Origin of the sequence: Agrobacterium sp. CNPSo 3708 (genome assembly GCF_028674915.1) — a bacterium.
Lineage (GTDB): Bacteria > Pseudomonadota > Alphaproteobacteria > Rhizobiales > Rhizobiaceae > Agrobacterium > Agrobacterium cavarae.
Window position 1 is genome coordinate 616,561 of the sequence record NZ_JAQZSF010000001.1, and the last position, 17,272, is coordinate 633,832.

The window sequence follows — 17,272 nt, forward strand, 5'->3', positions numbered from 1 at the left end:
CTCAGGCCTCCGTCTCGATGCGGGTGGAGCGCGGCAGGCAGATGAAGTGGCTGCCGCAGGTGAGGATGACATCGACACCGCGGGGGAAGACCGCGCGGTTTTCGCTCCAAAGCCGCACAAAGATGTCGGGCAGGCCCGAAGGGCGGATGATCTCGCTCTCGCGGATGCCGGGGCCGGAAAGGCGCAAGGCTGGGCCGCTTGTCAGATCTGGTACTTCGATGATCACGGTTGCGGAGCGGTCGGGATATTCCTGGCTACCCTGAGCGAAGAGAGCGAAGGAGGAGAGCGTGCTTCCGGCATCCAGAACCGCGAAACGGGCGTCAGCCTTGGTGGGCGCCATCTGCGCTCCGGTATGGAAGCTCAGCCAGCTTGGCACAACCGACTTCGAAAAGGCGCCGTTCATCCACACGGGCGTCTCGTAGTCACAAAGGGTGAGAAGAATGCCGCCTGCGGCCTTGCCTAGAGGGCTTGGCGGCTGGATCGGCAGATCGAACGACTGCAGCTTTCCCGGCCGCGCCATGCCGTCCATCGCAGCCTTGAAGATGTGCTGGGAATCGAAGACCGGATCGGAAAAGCCGCCGGTTACGATGTTTGCTTTGGCGGACATCAGTCGTCTCCCCGTACCATGGTGAAGAAATCGACGCGGGTTGCGGCGGTTTGCTGAATGGCGTTGGTCTTGCGTTTTTCAAGACGAGACGCGACCACAGCGAGGACCTCACGCTCAACCAGAGGACGGGTCGTCTCTTCCTGCCAAAGCGCATCGGCGATTGCTGCATACCACGCCTGCTTGCGGCTGGTGCCGAGCGCATGGGCATGGCCGATCGTGCCGGAGGCAAGCTTGACGGTGGCGCGCGTCACGGTCGCTTCTCCGAGATTGAAGGGCGAACCGCCGCCGCCGATCTTTCCGCGCACCATGACGAGCCCGGTTTCCGGTCCACGCACCTTTTCGACTTGCGGCTTGGTATCCAGAGCGCTCCAGCACTTGAGAAGCTCTTCAACCGTCGCACGGGCCAGCAGCCCTGCGGCCCGCTTTCTCGCCTCTTGAATTTCGGTCGGTTCGTTCATTTTATCCTCAAACGTCTATTGATATAGACAACCATACAAGATAGCTTAGATGTAAGCCTCCAGCATGACAAGCGTGTGACATGACCCTGACGAACAATATGCGAAAGAAGAATGGCGTGGCGCTTTGGCGCCAGATCGCCGACCGGATCAGAACGGCGATTGCTGCGGGCGACTATGACGGCACCGGCATGTTACCATCTGAAATGGTGCTGGCGGAGCGCTTCGGCGTCAATCGCCATACCGTCAGAGGCGCCATTGCAGCACTTGCGGATGAAGGCATCGTTCAGGCACTGCAAGGCCGCGGGACACTCATCACCCGAAAAGATCGCCTGAATTTCCCGATCTCGAAGCGAACGCGTTTTACCACTGGTCTTGGCGATCAGGCACGGGAGATGGAAGGGCTGCTCTTGGCGCATTCCCTCGAGGGAGCGACGACAGCTCTTGCCGAGAAGCTGAATGTTGCGCCGGGTACGCCACTGATCCGGCTGGAGTTGCTGCGAAAGGTCGATCATAAGCCAGTGTCGCGCTCGACCTCCTGGTTTCCAGCCGACCGTTTCAGCGGCATCGCCACTGACTATGAAGACACGGGCTCAATAACGGAGGCGCTGAAGCGATCCGGCGTGGCCGACTACGTCCGGGCGTCAACAACAGTCTCTGCCCGGCATGCGGAGGCCGACGATCTGGCCGATCTCGAATTGTCGCCGGGCGCCATTCTTCTCGTCTCCGATTCCTTGAATGTCGACATGGACGGCCAGCCGATCCAGTTCGGCACAAGCCGCTTTCCGGCGGATGTGGTGCAATTCACTGTAGAGAATTGAGGAAGCGCAGGTCAGTTCACCTCAATTCTTAGTGGTAGTTTGACAAATGGGTCCGCGCCAGACGGCGGCGGCGGGACCGACACACGCCCGACAGCCGCGATTATTTTCTTATCCCATTCAGGATTGCCCGTAGACGGAGAAAGTCTCGCCTGCTGTAGAGAGCCGTCCGACGCAGCGGTGAAAGAGACGGAGAAATCAACAATCATTTTTTTGCCTCGGGGGTTCATTCGTTTCACACTACGTGCAACAGCGCTATGCACCCTCGATTTCCAGTCAGCGGGAGACATGGAAGACGATGCAGAACCCGCGCTGTTGCGAGATGCCGCCGTTCTGTCCGACTGTGTTGCCTCAGCCTTGGCGATATCGCGGCGCTGCGATTGCTGTGGCGCCGGCGTCGGCTTTTGCACTCGTTTCTTTTCCGGCTCTTTTTCCTTCTCCACCTTCTTCTGTACTGGTGGCGGAGGCGGAGGACGAAGCACAGGAAGGGGAACCTCGACATTTTCGAGTTCCGCCACCTGCTGCTGCTCGATGGGATCGACCTCCTGCACCGGTTCTGGCGGCGCGGGCTCCTCTACAGGCTGCTGCACCACCTCCGGCGGCACTTCGGGGGTAGGCTCGGGCTCCACTGGCGGCTCTTCAACGACAGGCTCTGGAACCGGCTCCGGCGGAGGTTCTACGGGCGGAGGTTCTTCGACAGGCTGGGTGACGTTGCTTTTGACCTCTTCCGTCTCGACCTCGTCATTGGCTTCGACCGTTTCTTCGGTATTGACGGCCTCAGGCAGGGCGGCAAGCTCAATCATGATCGCCGCCTGAGGCGCGTTATCGCCCTGCTCTTTAGGCTTTTCCTGCATCAGATAATAGGCGCCTGCGGCATGCACCGAGATCATCACCAGTGCCGCGACGGACCAGAGCGCGACCTCTCCCAAGCGGGATTGTCTGGAACGAGGGTAGACGGGGTCCGTCACTGCGACCCTCCATTCGGGCCAGGCGCAGGCTGGCCCGGTTGCGGCTGGCTGGAATTGGAGACCGGTGCCCCTGCTGGCGCAGAGCCTGCAGTCCCCTCCAACCCAACAAGCGCGATCTTCAGATAGCCGCTGTCACGCAGCAGGTTCATGATCTCCATGAAGTGGCCGTAATCCACCGCCTTGTCAGCGCGCAGGAAGATACGTGTGTCCTTCTTGCCGCCGGTCTTGGCGTCGAGGCTCGTCGCAAGCGCTTCACGCGCCACCGCATCATTGCCGATATTGAGCGAGAGGTCGTCCTTTACCGTCAGATACAGAGGCTCATCGGGGCGCTCGGCCGGTTTTGCTGTCGAAGCCGGAAGGTCGACATTGACATCCACGGTCGCAAGCGGTGCCGCCACCATGAAGATGATGAGCAACACCAGCATCACGTCGATGAACGGCGTGACGTTGATCTCGTGGTTTTCGGGAAGGTCGTCCCCGTGGCTTTCTCGAATACCGCCTGCCATGATCTTATCGTCCTACCAGGGAGACCTGGGGCTTGCTGGCACTGCCCGGGGGGATGCGGCGGAAATCGAGATCACGGCTGACCAGGCGCTCGACGCCGGCGGCAACATCGGCCAGCAGATGACGATAGCCGGTAATGGAACGGGCAAAGACGTTGTAGATCACCACCGCAGGAATGGCGGCTACCAGGCCGATTGCCGTTGCCAGCAAGGCTTCGGCGATGCCGGGTGCCACGATCGCTAGGTTCGTCGTCTGCGATTCGGAAATGCCGATAAAGGCGTTCATGATGCCCCAGACCGTGCCGAAGAGGCCGACGAAGGGTGATACCGAGCCGATCGAGGCCAGCACACCTGTGCCGCGCGACATGCGGCGTCCTGCATGGGTTTCGATACGCGACAGGATGGAGGACACGCGTTCCTTGATGCCTCCGCCATCGGTATGAGCCACAACCGCGTCGGAGAGCTGCATCTCGTAGGAGGCCATGCGCAACATCAAGGCGGCGGGACCGCCCTTGCTCTCGACCGCCTCCGTCGCTTCGGCCAGCGTTTTCGCCTTGTGAACGATTTTCAGCGTCGAGCCCGCCCGCAAGCGCGCGGCGGCAAGCTCGATCGATTTCGCCAGCCAGACCGTCCAGGTGATGAGCGAGGCGAGAGCAAGGCCGATCATGACGCTTTTGACGACCCAATCGGCCGCCATGAACATGCCCCAGGGAGAGAGGTTGTGCGGAATATCGGACCGTTCATCGGCACTGACCTCCACCGCAGAAAGAGCCTCGCCAGATAGCGTTGGCTGTGCTGCCGGTGGCTCTGCTGATGCAGGTGCCTGTGCGTCCGACGGTTGAGCCGGAGCTTGCGTGGCCGGAGCAGTCGCTGCAGGCGGTTGCTGATTCTGTGGTGCGGCTTGCTGCGCCTGTGGTGTCTGCGAGGGCTGAGTGGGGGCGGATGGGGCGGAATTCGTAGCCGGCGAAGGAACCTGCTCTGTCTGAGTGGTCGCAGGCATGTTCTCTGAGGGCGCCGCGGTCTGGGCAAACGCCTGCAAGGAGGAGGCGCTGATCAAGACGGTCACCGCCAGCGCCATGGGTCGGCAGCGCGCCCAGGATGCCATGACAGGATTGGACGAAGAAATCGAGAGTATGGAGGTCATCAGATGGTCCCGGGTTTTCTGTACTGCACGACGACCAGACGCATCGGCATAGCCCTCACCCGCACCAGAGTAGCGGACACGCAAGCCCGCTCCGCTATAAGTGGAGTAAGATTAGCCACTAATACATTGGAGAAACCGGAGCTGTAAACTCATCTTTTACAAAAACATGCGTGATGAAGCGATGTTTCTGCACCTCCGTTCGTGCACCATCACTGCTGTTGCATCGGCAGGAATTGCGCCACAAGTTCATGACGCTCGCCGGGATAGGTCACCGTGACATGGGTCACATAGACTTGACCATGCCAAGTCCGTCTCTCAACGACGAGGCAAGCGGTACCGACAGGAATGGCCAGCGCATCTGCGATCCGGCGGTCGGCGGAGATGGCGCGGATGCGGTGCTCGGCAGCGCTCCAGGGGACCATCTGCAAAAGCCATGACCCCGGACCCACCGAGGAGAAATCCGCATCTTTTGCCTCAGGCACGGCGGATACGTTGACGATGCGATCTTCCAGGCAAAAAGGAATGTCGCCGGTGAAGTGCCGGCAGGTCAGCGAGAGAATGCTGGCCCCCGCCTTTACCTCCAGCGCGGCGCGATCCTGTGCTGTCGCCTTGCGCAGCTCGCGATGATCCAGATGATAACGGTAGGTCAGGCCCATCTGCTGAACTTCTCGCTGGATATCGTGGATTTCCAGAACGGCGGATTGGGCGTGCGGCCGTGTAACGAAGCTGCCGGAGCGACGGCGGCGCTCGATCAGGCCCTTTTTGACCAGTTCGGTCAGCGCCTTGTTCACCGTCATGCGGGAACAGTCATATTCCTTCGTCAGCTCGTGCTCGAAGGGAATACGATAGCCGGGGGGCCATTCGCCCGACAGAATCCGGCCTTCCACGTCGCTCATGATGCGTTCGTGTAAGGACCTTTCCTGCGGTGCCGCCGCTTCAGCCATGGTTTTTGTTCCGTTTACGGCATCGGCTCGAAAATCTGCATCGATTTTCGGAAAAGCACGATGCGTATATTCAAAAAGATAAAGCGTCCCTTGTGCGTCCAATAGGACGCACGGCGCTTTAATAGCCGCCTGATATCACCGTCGCCGAAGCTTAGCCATGGGTGGCTGCCACAATAGCCTCACCGCGGATTTCCTCTGTCAGCCGCGCACGCAACTCCGAGAATTCAGGGCTTGCCTTGACGGTGTAATGACGCGGATGCGGAAGATCGACCGGGGTGATCGACTTGATGCGACCGGGACGCGCCGACATCGTGACCACACGGTTGGCCATGAAGACCGCTTCCTCGATATCATGCGTCACGAAGATCACCGTTTTCTGCTCCCGCTCCCAGATGCCCAGCAGCAGTTCCTGCATGAGGCCGCGCGTCTGGTTGTCCAGTGCGCCGAAGGGTTCATCGAGCAGCAGAATGCGCGGACCGTTGGCCAGCGCTCTGGCAATCGCCGTTCTCTGCTGCATGCCGCCGGACAGTTGTTTCGGCCAGTGGTTCTCGAAGCCTCTCAAGCCCACCTTGTCGATGTAGCTATCGACGATCTCCCACTTTTCCTTCTCCGCCACCCCGCGCTCGCGCAGGCCAAAGGCCACGTTTTCGCGGATCGTGAGCCAGGGAAACAGCGTGTAGGACTGGAAGACCATGCCGCGATCGGCGCCCGGTCCCTTCACCTCCTGGCCAGCCAGCAAAACCTTGCCGGTAGTCGGGCGATCGAGGCCGGCGATAATACGAAGCAGCGTCGACTTTCCGCAGCCGGATGGCCCGAGGATGGTGACGAAATCATTCCTGGGAATTTCGAGATCCGTCGGTTGCAGAGCAAGTGTCGGCGTGCCGCCACGCACGCCCGGAAAGGTGCGGCTGACGCCCTGGATGACGAGTTCATTCATCAGGCAAGCCTCCAGGCGAACAGTTTGCGATTGAGAGACTTGAAGGCAAAGTCAGAGATAAGGCCGATAACGCCGATGACGATGATGCCGAAGATGATCTGGCCCGTCGCCATCAGCGCCTGGCTGTTGATGATCATATAGCCGATGCCGGACGACGCGCCGATCAGTTCCGCCACGATGACATAGGTCCAGGCCCAGCCGAGAACGAGCCGCAGAATCTCGGCAATATCCGGTGCATTGGCGGGGATGAGAACCCGGCGCACGACGCCGCGGTCCTTGGCGCCGAGCGTATAGGCAGCCTCGACGAGATCACGCCTCGTTGCGGCAACGGCGACGGCGACCATGAGGATGATCTGGAACACTGCGCCGATGAAAATCACCAGCAGCTTCTGCATTTCGCCGATGCCGGCCCACAGGATCAGCAGCGGTACAAAAGCCGAAGCGGGAAGATAACGGGCAAAGGAGACAAAGGGCTCAAGCAAGGCTTCGATCGGTTTGTAAGCGCCCATGGCGATGCCCAGCGGTACGGCGATGATCGAAGCCAAGACGAAGCCGCCCACCACGCGCCAGATGGTCATGCCGATATCATAGGCGAAGCCTTGCGCGGTGATCAGATAAATCCCGTCATTCAGCATGGTGATGGGGTCTGCGAGGAAGGTTGGCGAAACGAACCCACCCAGCGTCGCGATGCCCCAGGCGAGGAAGAACAGCACGAAGAACAGGATGCCGAGCGCAATCCGCGTGCTGTGTCTGATAGGCTGTAATGGCTGCATGTCGATCCCGACAGTCATGAGGCGGGGCGCGGCGGCAAGCCGCGCCCAATGTGATTACGTGATGGCCGATTACTTGATGAAGGAGGTATCGGCGAGCGTCGAAAGATCGGGCTTCGACTTGATGACGCCGATTTCGAGAAGCAGATCTGCAGCCTTTTCCGAGAAGGTCTTGAACTCGCCTTCGAAGAACGTCTGGTTGGCTGCCTTGTCCTGCCATTCGAGGAACTTGGCGGAGTTGCCGAAGGCCTCGCCCGACTGCTTCACATCCGCGCCCATCGTGGCGTAAGCTTTTTCAGGATCGGCCTTGATGGCATCGAGCGCTTCGAAATAGCTTGTCGCCAATGCCTTTGCCGCGTCCGGATGGGCTTTGAGGAACTCCGGCGTGCAGCCGAAGGTGTCCATGACGGCTGGATAATCCAGCGTGGTGGCGATGATCTTGCCCTTGTCGGGCGCGGCACGAACCGTCGACAGATAGGGCTCATAGGTCATGGCGGCATCGTTCTGGCCGGCGACAAAGGCCTGGGCGGCCGGGCCCGGCTCAAGGTTCACCACCTTCACGTCCTTCAGCGTCAGGCCGTTCTCCTTGAGGATCCATGCGAGGAAGAAGTATGGCGAGGTGCCAGGGGCCGATGCGGCGATGGTTTTGCCCTTCAGGTCGGAAATCTTGGCGATGTCATTGCGAACCGCAATGCCATCCGCGCCATGCGACTTGTCCATCTGGAAGATCTGCGTGGATTTCACGCCATTGGCGTTCCATGCCACCCAGGTTTCGACTGTGGTCGCCGCGCATTGGATGTCACCAGACGCCAGCGCCAGATGGCGGCTTGCCTGCGGAATTTTCTTGATATCGACCTTGAGGCCGTTCTTTTCGAAAATACCCGTTTCCTTGGCGAGTGTCAGCGGCGCAAAGCCGGTCCAGCCGGACATGCCGATGGTGACGGACGTTTCAGCATGGGCCGCGGTGGCAAAAAGTGCGGCGGCGAAAAGGGTGAAACCCAGTGTCTTTCTCATGATCGATCCCCTGTTGCTTTATTTTTGAGCGGCGATTTTCTCCGCTTCTTTAGGGGGCATTAATTCATAAGGGAAATAATTTGTCTAGACAAAATGCGTTACCGACCGGCACGATGTGCGGCCTTGGATTCCAGCATCGAAAACACACTGTGGATCAAAACGGCAAGTGCCGCCACGATCAAACCGCCCTGCAGGATGAAGGCAAGATTGTTGGATTGCAGACCGGCAATGATGACCTCGCCCAGCGTGCGCGCTGCCACGGTCGAGCCGATCGTCGCGGTTGAAAGGCTGATGACGGCCGATAGGCGAATGCCGGCGAGGATCGCAGGCATGGCAAGCGGGATATCGATCTTCCACAGCCTTCGCCAACCGGTCATGCCAGCACCGCGGGCTGCCTCGGTGATTGATGCCGGGACCGTCGTCAGGCCCGTGAGGGTGTTTTCGAAGACGGGAAGTAGGGCATAGAGAAACAGCGCCACCAGCGTTGGCTTCTGCCCAAATCCCATGATCGGCACCGCAAGTGCAAGCACGGCAACCGGCGGAAATGTCTGGCCGATATTGACGATGCTGCGCGACAGCGGCAGGAATTCTCGACCGAACGGCCGGCTGACCAGAATGGCAAGTGTCGCGGCCACCAGTGTGGCAGCTGCCGTCGCCATCCCCACGATTGCCAGATGGGACAGCGTGAGGGAGAGAAGATTGGCCTGCTGGTAGATAGCCGGTGCGTTGGTCTGGACAAGCGGTGAGAAGATCGGAGCGAAAGTGCCTGGTGTCGCCAAAAAGACGACAAGCAGCAGCGCGAGCCCCAATAGGAGCAGAGGTCCGAGCAGCGCTTTTGGGTGCGCGCGCGTCATGAACGGCCCGCAGCTTGCTGCAGCAGGGTTTCGCGCCGGATGCGACCGATCTTCTGCCCGTCGGTGCCGACAACCGGGAGACTGTCCCGTCCCGCCCAGAGCATGGCGGACAGTGCATCACGTTGGCTAAGGCTGCCGGTGAGCGGCTCGCCTTCCGCCTCTCCGGGTTCAACGATCTCGGAGACGGTTGCCACGGAAAGCAGCCGTAAAGGCCTTTCCCGCTCGCCGATCAGCGTTCTGACGAATGGCGTTGCCGGGTTGAGGACGAGCTCCGCCGGTGGTCCATATTGGACGACCTTTCCCTTATCCATGACGGCAATCCGATCCGCCAGGAAGAAGGCCTCATCCATATCGTGGGTGACGAGCACGATGGTGACACCGAGTTTCTTCTGGATCGCCAGGAGATCTTCCTGCGCCTTGGCGCGGATGATCGGGTCGAGCGCACCGAAGGGCTCGTCCATCAAAAGAATGTTCGGCTCGGCTGCCAGCGCGCGCGCCACGCCGACGCGCTGCTGCTGACCGCCCGAGAGTTCGCTTGGGAAGCGGTCGGCATAAAGCTTTGGGTCAAGTTGAAAGAGGGTGAGTAGTTCGTGGACTTTCGCCGAGACCCGCTGCCGATCCCAGCCCAGCAGTTCCGGCACGGTCGCAATGTTCTGTCCCACCGTCCGATGCGGAAAAAGCCCATGCCCCTGGATGGCATAACCGATGCTGCGACGCAGTTCGAAGCCCGGCAGATCGAGAACGTTGCGCCCATCGATGCGAATGACGCCCGAGGTCGGCTCGACGAGACGATTGATCATGCGCAGAAGCGTCGTCTTGCCCGAGCCGGATGTGCCGACGATGACGGTAACGCTTTGGGGTTGGACAGCGAGGCTCACATTATCGACCACCGTCGCTTCGCCATATAGTTTGGTGAGGCCTTCGATTTCGATCATGTGGCTTTTCCTCGTGCCAGGAGCTTGCTGTCGATCAGCGCATCCAGCAGAATTGCCGCGGCAAATCCCAGGATGACGGTCGGGATGGTTCCGAGAAGAACGAGGTCCATGGCCGTTTGGCCAATCCCCTGGAAGACAAAGACACCGAAGCCCCCGCCACCGATGAGCGCCGCGATCGTTGCAAGCCCGATGTTCTGCACCATCACGATGCGGATGCCGGTCAAGATGATGGGAAGCGCCAGCGGGAACTCGACCTTGAACAGGCTTTGCCGGCCCGTCATGCCGATACCGCGCGCCGCATCACGCACGGCAGGCGAAACGCCGGCGAGCCCGACGACCGTATTGGAAACGATCGGGAGCAGGGAATAAAGAAACAGCGCAACGAAGGCCGGGGCGGCGCCGATGCCGCGGATACCGATCTGCGAGGCGCCCGGGACATGGGTGCCGATCCAGCCCAGCGGCGCAATCAGGAGGCCGAAGAGCGCGATGGATGGGATCGTCTGGATGATGTTGAGACTGTTCAGCATGGCGGCGCGGATGCGCTCCACCTTGAAACAGAGCACTCCCAGAGGAATGCCTGCCAGCATGGCGGCGAAGACGGAGCCCAAGGCCAGTTGAAGGTGGCGCTGCGCTTCCGTCCAGAAGATATCGGAGCGGCTCTGATACTCCTTCATGATAGAGAGATCCTTCCACAGGCCGGAGAGCAGGAAGGCGCTGAGGAGAAGCAGTGACACAGCCAGAAGGATGAGACGTGTCAGAGGCTTTGGATTAAGCCTCGCGATCGCATCCGTCGCCAGGACCACCAGCCCGGCGAGCAAAAGCCAGAAACCACTGGCCGCCGACACGCGGGCATAGGTGTTTTCAGGCGGAATGAGAGACGACGCCGAAAGGCCGATCGCAACGGCCAGCGCGACCAGTGCCGCAAAGGCCGTCGCCAAACGGACCTTTGTGTTGGCGACGAACAGCGCCACCGCCGCGGCCAAGATGATGATGCCGATCAGGCCGTAACCGACAGAGGTCGGCATGCTGTCCAGCAGAAAGCGCCCTTCCCCTTGCACAATACGGTTTGCGCGGAAGCTGACGAAGGGCGGAACGAGTGCAGCATAGAGGAGCAGGCCGCAGATCAGCACGCCGACCTTATCGACATGTCGTGTGACAGTCTGCGGCTTTGAAATGGCGCTCTCGCTCTGCAACGACACCTCTTACTTCACGAAGCCGTTCTTGGTGAGAAAATCGAGCGCAACGGCCTTGGCCTGCTCCCCGCCCACCTGCACACGGCCATTCAGCTCCTGCAGGGTCGTAAGATCGAGCTTTTCGAAGACCGGCTTCAGGACCTTCTCGATGTCAGGATGCTTCTTTAGCACCTCTTCACGGATGATGGGCGCAGGCTGATAGACCGGCTGCACATTCTTGTCATCCGTGAGAACGACGAGGCCGGACGGCGCAATGCCGCCATCGGTGCCATAGACCATGGCAGCGTTGGCATTGTTGGTCTGGTTGGCGGCCGCGGCAATCGTCGCTGCCGTATCGCCGCCCGAAAGCGTGATCAACTGCTCCGGCTTCAGCGTGAAGCCATAGGTCTTCTGGAAGGCGGGTAGAGCTGCCGCCGAGTTGACAAATTCAGAAGATGCAGCAAGGACGATCTGGCCGCCGCCGGCAACATATTTGCCGAGATCGCTCAGTGTCTTGAGATTGTTCTTCTCCGCCACATCCTTGCGAACCGCGATACCCCAGGTATTATTGGCCGGAGAAGGCGACAACCAGACGATCTTGTTGGCGTCGTAGTCCAGCGTCTTGGCTTCTTCATAGGCCTTGGCGGCATCCTTCCAGAGAGGATCATCTGCCTTTTCGAAGAAGAAGGCGGCGTTGCCGGTATATTCCGGATAGATATCGATTTCGCCTGCGATAATCGCCTTGCGCACGACGGGCGTCGCGCCCAGCTGGATGCGGTCAGTGGTGGCGATATTGTTGACGTTCAAAACCGACTGGATGATGTTGCCGAGAACGCTGCCTTCGGTGTCGATCTTGGATGAGACGACGACCTGCGCTTGGGCAATGGAGGCATAAAGAGCAAGCGCAAATCCAGCGCTGGCCAGCTTCATCAGACGGTTCATGGGCAATCTCCACTCGGAACGGTTACGCGGGCAGGACAATGCCTCGTTTTTCTGACCAATACGAATGAGCGACTGTCCCCGGTTCAGCACGAAGTAACGAAGCAGGCGGCAAAAAAGTTGCAGCGAAAAATACGGGCAGAGGAAAATCCGCAGTTTCGTGCCTGACGGTCAACGCCCGCGCGCTTGTTTACCGATCACGAAAGGCATGAGCACCGAGAGAAACAGCAGGCGCAGGACGTGATGTGAACCGACATAGGCCGTATCCGCATGCATCATCACCGCCATGGCTGCCATCGTCTCGAGCCCACCAGGCGCAAATGCAATCATCACGGCGTTGAGCGGAACACCCGTCAGACTGGAAACGAGGACGGCAATCGAGCAGGCAAGGACAACGACCGCGACCGTGACGACGGCACCAGCCAAAAACGCCTTCCTCATGTCTTTCAACGAGGAGCGCGAGAAGCGCGTGCCGATCAAGCTTCCAAGGACGATATAGGTGGGGATGGCAAGCCAGTCCGGCACTCCACCGCTGGAGAAGCCCGTGACGTGTGAGCCGATGGAAACGGCAACACCACCCAGAAGCAGTGCCGCCGGAAAGCGCCAGCGCATGAAGACAAGACCGACCGCCAGCGAGACAAGCAGGGTCAATCCGAGTTCCAGCGCTGGCATGGGTGGCGGCAGGATGGAGGGTTCAACACTGACGAGATCGAGATATTTGACGATCAGCGGCACGGTGAGCGTCAGTGCCAGAACCCGCACACTCTGGATCACGCTGACAGTTGCGAGATCGCTCTTGGTCTCTGCCGTCAGGCTGATGATGTAGCTGAGGTGGCCGGGAGACGCACCGAGCATTGCCGTCGTGTGGTCATAGCGGAAGATGAAGTGCAGGATCCAATAGGCGGCATAAAGAAGTACCACCACCGTCAACAGCACAGCAACGAAACTCAACGGCCAGGCTCTGGCCGCTTCGAAGACGTTCGGGGTGATGTTCGTTCCCATCGATACGCCGACGATGACGAAAGTGGCGCTGCGTAGGTTCTTTGGCACCGAGAGCGTCAGACCGAGAAGACTTGCGCCGGTGACAGCGAGTGCCGGGCCGCAGAGAAAGGGTGCCGGAAGGCCCGCCAACACGCCGAACAGCGCGCCAAGACTGCCGATGAAGACGGTCAAGGCAAGGCGAGAAAGCTCGGATATGGAGATCATGGCACCGGTGAGAATCAAAACGCAAACAGGAGACGCCCACTTGCGCCGTCATCGTCGCCGAAATCAAGCTCTTCCAAAAGAAAAGCCCGCCGGCAATCTTGCGGGCGGGCTTTTGGAAAAGTTTCGAAGCGGAGATCAGGCCGCGGCGACCGGCGTCGGATGCACGCGAGGCGCCAGCTGATCGAGACCGAGAAGGAAGTTGATCTGCGGGCGAGCCTTGACGAGGTCGTCGATCGAATATTCGGTCAGGACGTCGAAGAACGCATTCAACGCCTTGCGCAGCGCGGAGTTGAGGCCGCAGCTATCGACAAGCGGACATTCGACAGCGCCGTCCTCGAAACATTCCGCCATGGCAAAGCTGTCTTCGGTAACCTTGACCACATCGAACAGGCTGATCTTGTCGGCCGGTTTGCCGAGCTTGACGCCGCCATTGCGGCCGCGCACGGTTTCAACGAGGCCGGCCTTGGTCAGCGGCTGAAGAATCTTGAAGAGGAAAAGCTCCGACACGCCGTAAGCCTTGGCGATTTCAGGGATGCGGCTCAGATTGCCGTCATTGGCGGCGCAATACATCAACATGCGGACTGCATAGTTGGTCTGTTTGGTCAAACGCATGCTGATCTCCTGATCGGTAATGTGGAGTTATATAGTTTGTTTTTCAGTTTAGAACAATTCCAGACATGAAAAAAACTTCCTTACCCGCTCGATCTCCGGTGGTTGACCGTTGACCGGCCCGCCGATTCATGAACAAAGAACTCCACTATTCAATCCTATTGCATCGGCCCGAAAATCGGAACCGATTTTCGAAAAAGCATGATGCGTAGATTCAACGGGAATCGCGCGTCCTCTGTGCATCCAAGAATGGACGCACGGCGCGCTAAGGGAGACCTGTGGCATGGCAAGCTTGAAAACCAGCTTTTTGACGCTCGGTGCGGTGGTATCTATCGCCTGTGGCAGCACGTCATCTGCTTTTGCCGGTGGTGAGGTCAATGTCTACTCCTACCGCCAGCCTGAATTGATCCAGCCGCTGCTCGACGCCTTCACCAAGGAAACCGGGATCGAGACAAATGTTCTCTTCCTGGACAAGGGACTGGTCGAACGCATTCAGGCCGAGGGCGTCAATTCTCCCGCCGATATTCTGCTGACTGTCGATATCGCCCGGCTGGTCGAGGCGAAGGAGGGTGGTGTCACGCAGCCGGTGCTCAACGACCCGATCATCGAAAAGGATATTCCGGCCAATCTTCGCGACCCGGAAGGCGAGTGGTTTGGACTGACAACCCGTGGACGCGTCGTTTACGCCTCAAAGGAGCGCGTGTCTCAGCAGTCGATCACCTATGAGGAACTTGCCGATCCGAAGTGGAAGGGCAAGATCTGCATTCGCGACGGGCAGCATTCCTACAATATCGCGCTTTTTGCCTCGATGATTGCCCATCACGGCATCGACTATACCCGCACCTGGCTGACGGGCCTCAAAAACAATCTGGCGCGCAAGCCGGACGGCACGGATCGTAGCCAGGCGAAATCCATCTATTCCGGCGAGTGCGATATTGCGCTGGGCAACACCTACTATGTCGGCTTGATGCTGACCAATGAGCAGGAACCGGAAGAAAAGGTCTGGGCCAACAGCGTCAAGGTAATCTTTCCCAATGCCGAAGATCGCGGCACCCACGTGAATATCTCCGGCGTTGCCATGACAAAATACGCGCCGAACAAGGAAAACGCCCTAAAGCTGATGGAATTCCTGGCGTCAGGAGAAGCGCAGGAAATCTACGCCAAGCAGGTGTTCGAGTATCCGGTGCTGCCCGGTGCTCAGCCTTCCGATGTGGTCAAAGGCTTTGGGCCGATCAAGCCCGATACATTGTCGTTGACCGAGATCGCTGCGCACCGGAAAGAGGCCTCCGAACTGGTCGACGAAGTCGGCTTCAACGACGGACCGTCGCAGTAAAAGCAGGCCGCCGAAACATATTCGATGACAAAAAAACGCCCGCGACGACATCGCGGGCGTTTCTTTGTGGTGTCGTTGCACTGAAACGATTACGCCGCCTTGATCAGATCGCCATGCGGATCGAGAACGAACTTGGTCGCAGCGCCCTGATCGAAGCTTTCATAGCCTTGGACCGCGTCATCCAGCGCAATGATCTTGGCGTTGACGATATCGGCGATCGGCAGGCGGTCATGCAGGATGGCCTGCATGAGTTGGCGGTTATATTTTAGAACCGGCGTCTGGCCGGTGTGGAAGGATTGTGCCTTCGCCCAACCAAGACCGAAGCGCAGCGACAGGCTGCCTTGCTTGGCCGCCTCATCCACCGCACCGGGATCTTCCGTGACATAGAGACCCGGAATACCGATGTTGCCGGCCGCACGGGTGATTTCCATCATCTGGTTGAGAACGATAGCAGGCTGTTCACCGCCGGCATGTCCGCGTGCCTCGAAGCCAACGGCGTCGATCGCGCTATCGACTTCATTGGTGCCGACGATCTCGGCAATCATGTCACCCAGCCGGTCGCCCTTGGACAAGTCCACCGGCTCGAAGCCGACCTTGGCGGCATGCGCCAGACGATCCTTGTTGAAATCGCCGATCATCACGACGGCTGCACCGAGGATACGGGCAGAGGCTGCAGCAGCAAGACCGACCGGACCCGCACCCGCCACATAGACAGTCGAGCCGACGCCGACGCCAGCTTTCACCGCACCGTGGAAACCGGTCGGCAGGATATCGGACAGCATGGTCAGGTCGCGGATCTTCGACATCGCCCTGTCACGATCGGGGAATTTCAGAAGGTTGAAGTCGGCATAGGGGATGGTGACATATTTAGCCTGGCCGCCGATCCAGCCACCCATATCGACATATCCGTAGGCGCCGCCGGCGCGGGACGGATTAACGGTGAGGCAGACGCCCGTGTCCTGCGACTTGCAGCAACGGCAACGACCGCAGGCAACGTTGAACGGTACGGAGACGATATCGCCGACCTCGAGCATCTCGACATCGATGCCCTTTTCGATGACTTCGCCAGTAATCTCATGACCTAGTACGAGGCCCGGCATGGCAGTCGTGCGACCACGCACCATGTGCTGGTCCGAGCCGCAAATATTGGTCGAGATGACTTTCAGGATCACGCCATGCTCGATCCTGCGTCCATCCGGGGCTTCCAGCTTCGGATCGTCAATATCACGAACCTCCACCTGACCCGGCCGTAAATAGACAACGCCTCGGTTCCTGCTCATATCCATCTCCTCCATGGTTTGAACATCAATGCCGAAGCCGTCAGGGCCGCGACATTCTCTACTGTCAAACGATCAATCGGCGATCCGGTAAAGACTGGGACTTACCCGTTCCTCACCAACGGACCCTCCAGAGTGACCCTCTCCTGACCGGTTGAGCCCGGCCATCGACACAAATGACGCCACCTCCTCAAGTGGCGTTTCGATGCTGACAGCAGACCACGTGAGGCTGAGGTAAACGTTCTGGATTACGACACGCCTTGTGTGTTCAACGACACTGATGTCCAGCGTCTAACCGAGAGATGGCGCGTTCCAGGCGTCAGTTTCCGACGGATTTAACGGGATCAGGGTTTGATATTGGATGTTGGGCAGGTGCGCGCTCACTGTGTGGCTGGAAGTGAAGCCGGCGAGATCTAGAGCTATGGGATTGGATTTCGCAATTGTCTCAGGGGCTTACTGCTGTACGAAAGAGTCATCGGATTGTTGACGAGTGACTTTCGTCGAGTCAGGCCTCACTGAGCCCCGCTGAAAGAGAGCCGCCATCCTCACTCCGTTCTGGTGGAATCGCATTGTGGGGCGGATGAAGGCTTCTTCCTCCGCCACCCAGTCTGTGAAGCAATCATTCCTGCTCGATAAACGACAAAACCCCGCGGCTTTTTTGCCCCGGGGTTTTGATGATCGTCGTATATTTGGTTGCGGGGGCAGGATTTGAACCTGCGGCCTTCAGGTTATGAGCCTGACGAGCTACCGGGCTGCTCCACCCCGCGTTAATTATGAGCGACCGCAG

General features: G+C 59.3%; 18 protein-coding genes and 1 tRNA gene. 2 read left to right on the plus strand and 17 right to left on the minus strand.

Annotated elements, in window-relative coordinates; translation table 11 throughout:
* Position 1: 1 nt before the first annotated feature.
* Both phnH and phnG read right to left on the minus strand, forming a co-directional pair.
* The gene (gene phnH, locus PVA19_RS02895; protein WP_274101062.1) at positions 2 to 607 is read right to left on the minus strand and encodes a phosphonate C-P lyase system protein PhnH; all 606 of its coding nucleotides are present in this window, start codon (positions 605 to 607) and stop codon (positions 2 to 4) included.
* Complete coding sequence (phnG, locus tag PVA19_RS02900) at positions 607 to 1,065, minus strand: phosphonate C-P lyase system protein PhnG (RefSeq protein ID WP_274101063.1); 459 nt, start codon at positions 1,063 to 1,065, stop codon at positions 607 to 609. Before phnG ends, phnH begins: the two co-directional genes overlap by 1 nt.
* Before the next feature lie 80 nt (positions 1,066 to 1,145).
* Between phnG and phnF the strand changes: the two genes are divergently transcribed.
* Positions 1,146 to 1,883 carry a phosphonate metabolism transcriptional regulator PhnF gene (gene phnF / locus PVA19_RS02905; protein ID WP_194286750.1) on the plus strand — a complete coding sequence of 246 codons (738 nt, stop codon included), beginning with the start codon at positions 1,146 to 1,148 and terminating at the stop codon, positions 1,881 to 1,883.
* An 11-nt stretch (positions 1,884 to 1,894) separates the two neighbouring features.
* Here the strand turns inward: phnF and PVA19_RS02910 are convergent, their stop codons facing one another.
* The 13 genes from PVA19_RS02910 to rirA form a co-directional block, all read right to left on the minus strand.
* Positions 1,895 to 2,848 (minus strand): TonB C-terminal domain-containing protein, encoded by a 954-nt coding sequence (locus PVA19_RS02910; RefSeq protein WP_274101064.1) that lies wholly within the window; start codon positions 2,846 to 2,848, stop codon positions 1,895 to 1,897.
* Positions 2,845 to 3,354 (minus strand): TonB system transport protein ExbD, encoded by a 510-nt coding sequence (exbD, locus tag PVA19_RS02915; protein WP_274101065.1) that lies wholly within the window; start codon positions 3,352 to 3,354, stop codon positions 2,845 to 2,847. Before exbD ends, PVA19_RS02910 begins: the two co-directional genes overlap by 4 nt.
* A gap of 4 nt (positions 3,355 to 3,358) precedes the next feature.
* Positions 3,359 to 4,495 carry a tonB-system energizer ExbB gene (gene exbB / locus PVA19_RS02920; protein ID WP_274101094.1) on the minus strand — a complete coding sequence of 379 codons (1,137 nt, stop codon included), beginning with the start codon at positions 4,493 to 4,495 and terminating at the stop codon, positions 3,359 to 3,361.
* A gap of 209 nt (positions 4,496 to 4,704) precedes the next feature.
* A complete protein-coding gene (gene hutC / locus PVA19_RS02925; protein ID WP_062599616.1) occupies positions 4,705 to 5,439 on the minus strand; it encodes a histidine utilization repressor in 735 nt (244 codons plus the stop codon).
* A gap of 151 nt (positions 5,440 to 5,590) precedes the next feature.
* Positions 5,591 to 6,376, minus strand: coding sequence for an ABC transporter ATP-binding protein (locus PVA19_RS02930; RefSeq protein WP_062599077.1), 786 nt, complete (start codon positions 6,374 to 6,376; stop codon positions 5,591 to 5,593).
* The gene (locus PVA19_RS02935) at positions 6,376 to 7,149 is read right to left on the minus strand and encodes an ABC transporter permease (protein ID WP_062443393.1); all 774 of its coding nucleotides are present in this window, start codon (positions 7,147 to 7,149) and stop codon (positions 6,376 to 6,378) included. The genes PVA19_RS02930 and PVA19_RS02935 overlap by 1 nt, the downstream gene beginning before the upstream one ends.
* 69 nt (positions 7,150 to 7,218) lie before the next feature.
* Entirely contained in the window at positions 7,219 to 8,160 is a 942-nt protein-coding gene (locus PVA19_RS02940; protein ID WP_274101066.1) for an ABC transporter substrate-binding protein, read from the minus strand.
* Between the two features lie 98 nt (positions 8,161 to 8,258).
* Positions 8,259 to 9,014 (minus strand): ABC transporter permease, encoded by a 756-nt coding sequence (locus PVA19_RS02945; protein WP_274101067.1) that lies wholly within the window; start codon positions 9,012 to 9,014, stop codon positions 8,259 to 8,261.
* Positions 9,011 to 9,949 (minus strand): ABC transporter ATP-binding protein, encoded by a 939-nt coding sequence (locus PVA19_RS02950; protein ID WP_274101068.1) that lies wholly within the window; start codon positions 9,947 to 9,949, stop codon positions 9,011 to 9,013. Before PVA19_RS02950 ends, PVA19_RS02945 begins: the two co-directional genes overlap by 4 nt.
* Positions 9,946 to 11,142, minus strand: a complete 1,197-nt coding sequence (locus tag PVA19_RS02955) for an ABC transporter permease (protein ID WP_274101069.1) — start codon at positions 11,140 to 11,142, stop codon at positions 9,946 to 9,948. Before PVA19_RS02955 ends, PVA19_RS02950 begins: the two co-directional genes overlap by 4 nt.
* Before the next feature lie 9 nt (positions 11,143 to 11,151).
* A complete protein-coding gene (osmF, locus tag PVA19_RS02960) occupies positions 11,152 to 12,063 on the minus strand; it encodes a glycine betaine ABC transporter substrate-binding protein OsmF (RefSeq protein WP_062443412.1) in 912 nt (303 codons plus the stop codon).
* A 168-nt stretch (positions 12,064 to 12,231) separates the two neighbouring features.
* A complete protein-coding gene (locus PVA19_RS02965) occupies positions 12,232 to 13,266 on the minus strand; it encodes an AbrB family transcriptional regulator (protein WP_274101070.1) in 1,035 nt (344 codons plus the stop codon).
* A 135-nt stretch (positions 13,267 to 13,401) separates the two neighbouring features.
* On the minus strand, positions 13,402 to 13,878 hold the full coding sequence (gene rirA, locus PVA19_RS02970; RefSeq protein ID WP_062427286.1) for an iron-responsive transcriptional regulator RirA: 477 nt from the start codon (positions 13,876 to 13,878) through the stop codon (positions 13,402 to 13,404).
* A gap of 280 nt (positions 13,879 to 14,158) precedes the next feature.
* On the opposite strand from rirA, the gene PVA19_RS02975 reads away from it, so the two are divergent.
* Positions 14,159 to 15,208 carry a Fe(3+) ABC transporter substrate-binding protein gene (locus PVA19_RS02975; RefSeq protein ID WP_112520135.1) on the plus strand — a complete coding sequence of 350 codons (1,050 nt, stop codon included), beginning with the start codon at positions 14,159 to 14,161 and terminating at the stop codon, positions 15,206 to 15,208.
* Between the two features lie 89 nt (positions 15,209 to 15,297).
* Here PVA19_RS02975 and fdhA read toward each other — a convergent pair whose 3' ends face one another.
* Together fdhA and PVA19_RS02985 are read right to left on the minus strand one after the other, a co-directional pair.
* Positions 15,298 to 16,488, minus strand: coding sequence for a formaldehyde dehydrogenase, glutathione-independent (fdhA, locus tag PVA19_RS02980; protein WP_062444156.1), 1,191 nt, complete (start codon positions 16,486 to 16,488; stop codon positions 15,298 to 15,300).
* 687 nt (positions 16,489 to 17,175) lie between these two features.
* Positions 17,176 to 17,252, minus strand: a tRNA-Met gene (locus PVA19_RS02985).
* Positions 17,253 to 17,272: the final 20 nt, after the last annotated feature.

Excerpts from the sequence above, each read along its gene's own strand:
- hutC (WP_062599616.1), bottom strand. The coding sequence starts at position 5,439 with ATGGCTGAAGCGGCGGCACCGCAGGAAAGGTCCTTACACGAACGCATC.
- PVA19_RS02940 (WP_274101066.1), bottom strand. The coding sequence starts at position 8,160 with ATGAGAAAGACACTGGGTTTCACCCTTTTCGCCGCCGCACTTTTTGCC.
- PVA19_RS02930 (WP_062599077.1), bottom strand. The coding sequence starts at position 6,376 with ATGAATGAACTCGTCATCCAGGGCGTCAGCCGCACCTTTCCGGGCGTG.
- exbB (WP_274101094.1), bottom strand. The coding sequence starts at position 4,495 with ATGACCTCCATACTCTCGATTTCTTCGTCCAATCCTGTCATGGCATCC.
- PVA19_RS02950 (WP_274101068.1), bottom strand. The coding sequence starts at position 9,949 with ATGATCGAAATCGAAGGCCTCACCAAACTATATGGCGAAGCGACGGTG.
- fdhA (WP_062444156.1), bottom strand. The coding sequence starts at position 16,488 with ATGAGCAGGAACCGAGGCGTTGTCTATTTACGGCCGGGTCAGGTGGAG.
- phnH (WP_274101062.1), bottom strand. The coding sequence starts at position 607 with ATGTCCGCCAAAGCAAACATCGTAACCGGCGGCTTTTCCGATCCGGTC.
- exbD (WP_274101065.1), bottom strand. The coding sequence starts at position 3,354 with ATGGCAGGCGGTATTCGAGAAAGCCACGGGGACGACCTTCCCGAAAAC.
- PVA19_RS02965 (WP_274101070.1), bottom strand. The coding sequence starts at position 13,266 with ATGATCTCCATATCCGAGCTTTCTCGCCTTGCCTTGACCGTCTTCATC.
- PVA19_RS02975 (WP_112520135.1), top strand. The coding sequence starts at position 14,159 with ATGGCAAGCTTGAAAACCAGCTTTTTGACGCTCGGTGCGGTGGTATCT.
- phnG (WP_274101063.1), bottom strand. The coding sequence starts at position 1,065 with ATGAACGAACCGACCGAAATTCAAGAGGCGAGAAAGCGGGCCGCAGGG.
- rirA (WP_062427286.1), bottom strand. The coding sequence starts at position 13,878 with ATGCGTTTGACCAAACAGACCAACTATGCAGTCCGCATGTTGATGTAT.
- PVA19_RS02945 (WP_274101067.1), bottom strand. The coding sequence starts at position 9,014 with ATGACGCGCGCGCACCCAAAAGCGCTGCTCGGACCTCTGCTCCTATTG.
- phnF (WP_194286750.1), top strand. The coding sequence starts at position 1,146 with ATGACCCTGACGAACAATATGCGAAAGAAGAATGGCGTGGCGCTTTGG.
- PVA19_RS02935 (WP_062443393.1), bottom strand. The coding sequence starts at position 7,149 with ATGCAGCCATTACAGCCTATCAGACACAGCACGCGGATTGCGCTCGGC.
- osmF (WP_062443412.1), bottom strand. The coding sequence starts at position 12,063 with ATGAACCGTCTGATGAAGCTGGCCAGCGCTGGATTTGCGCTTGCTCTT.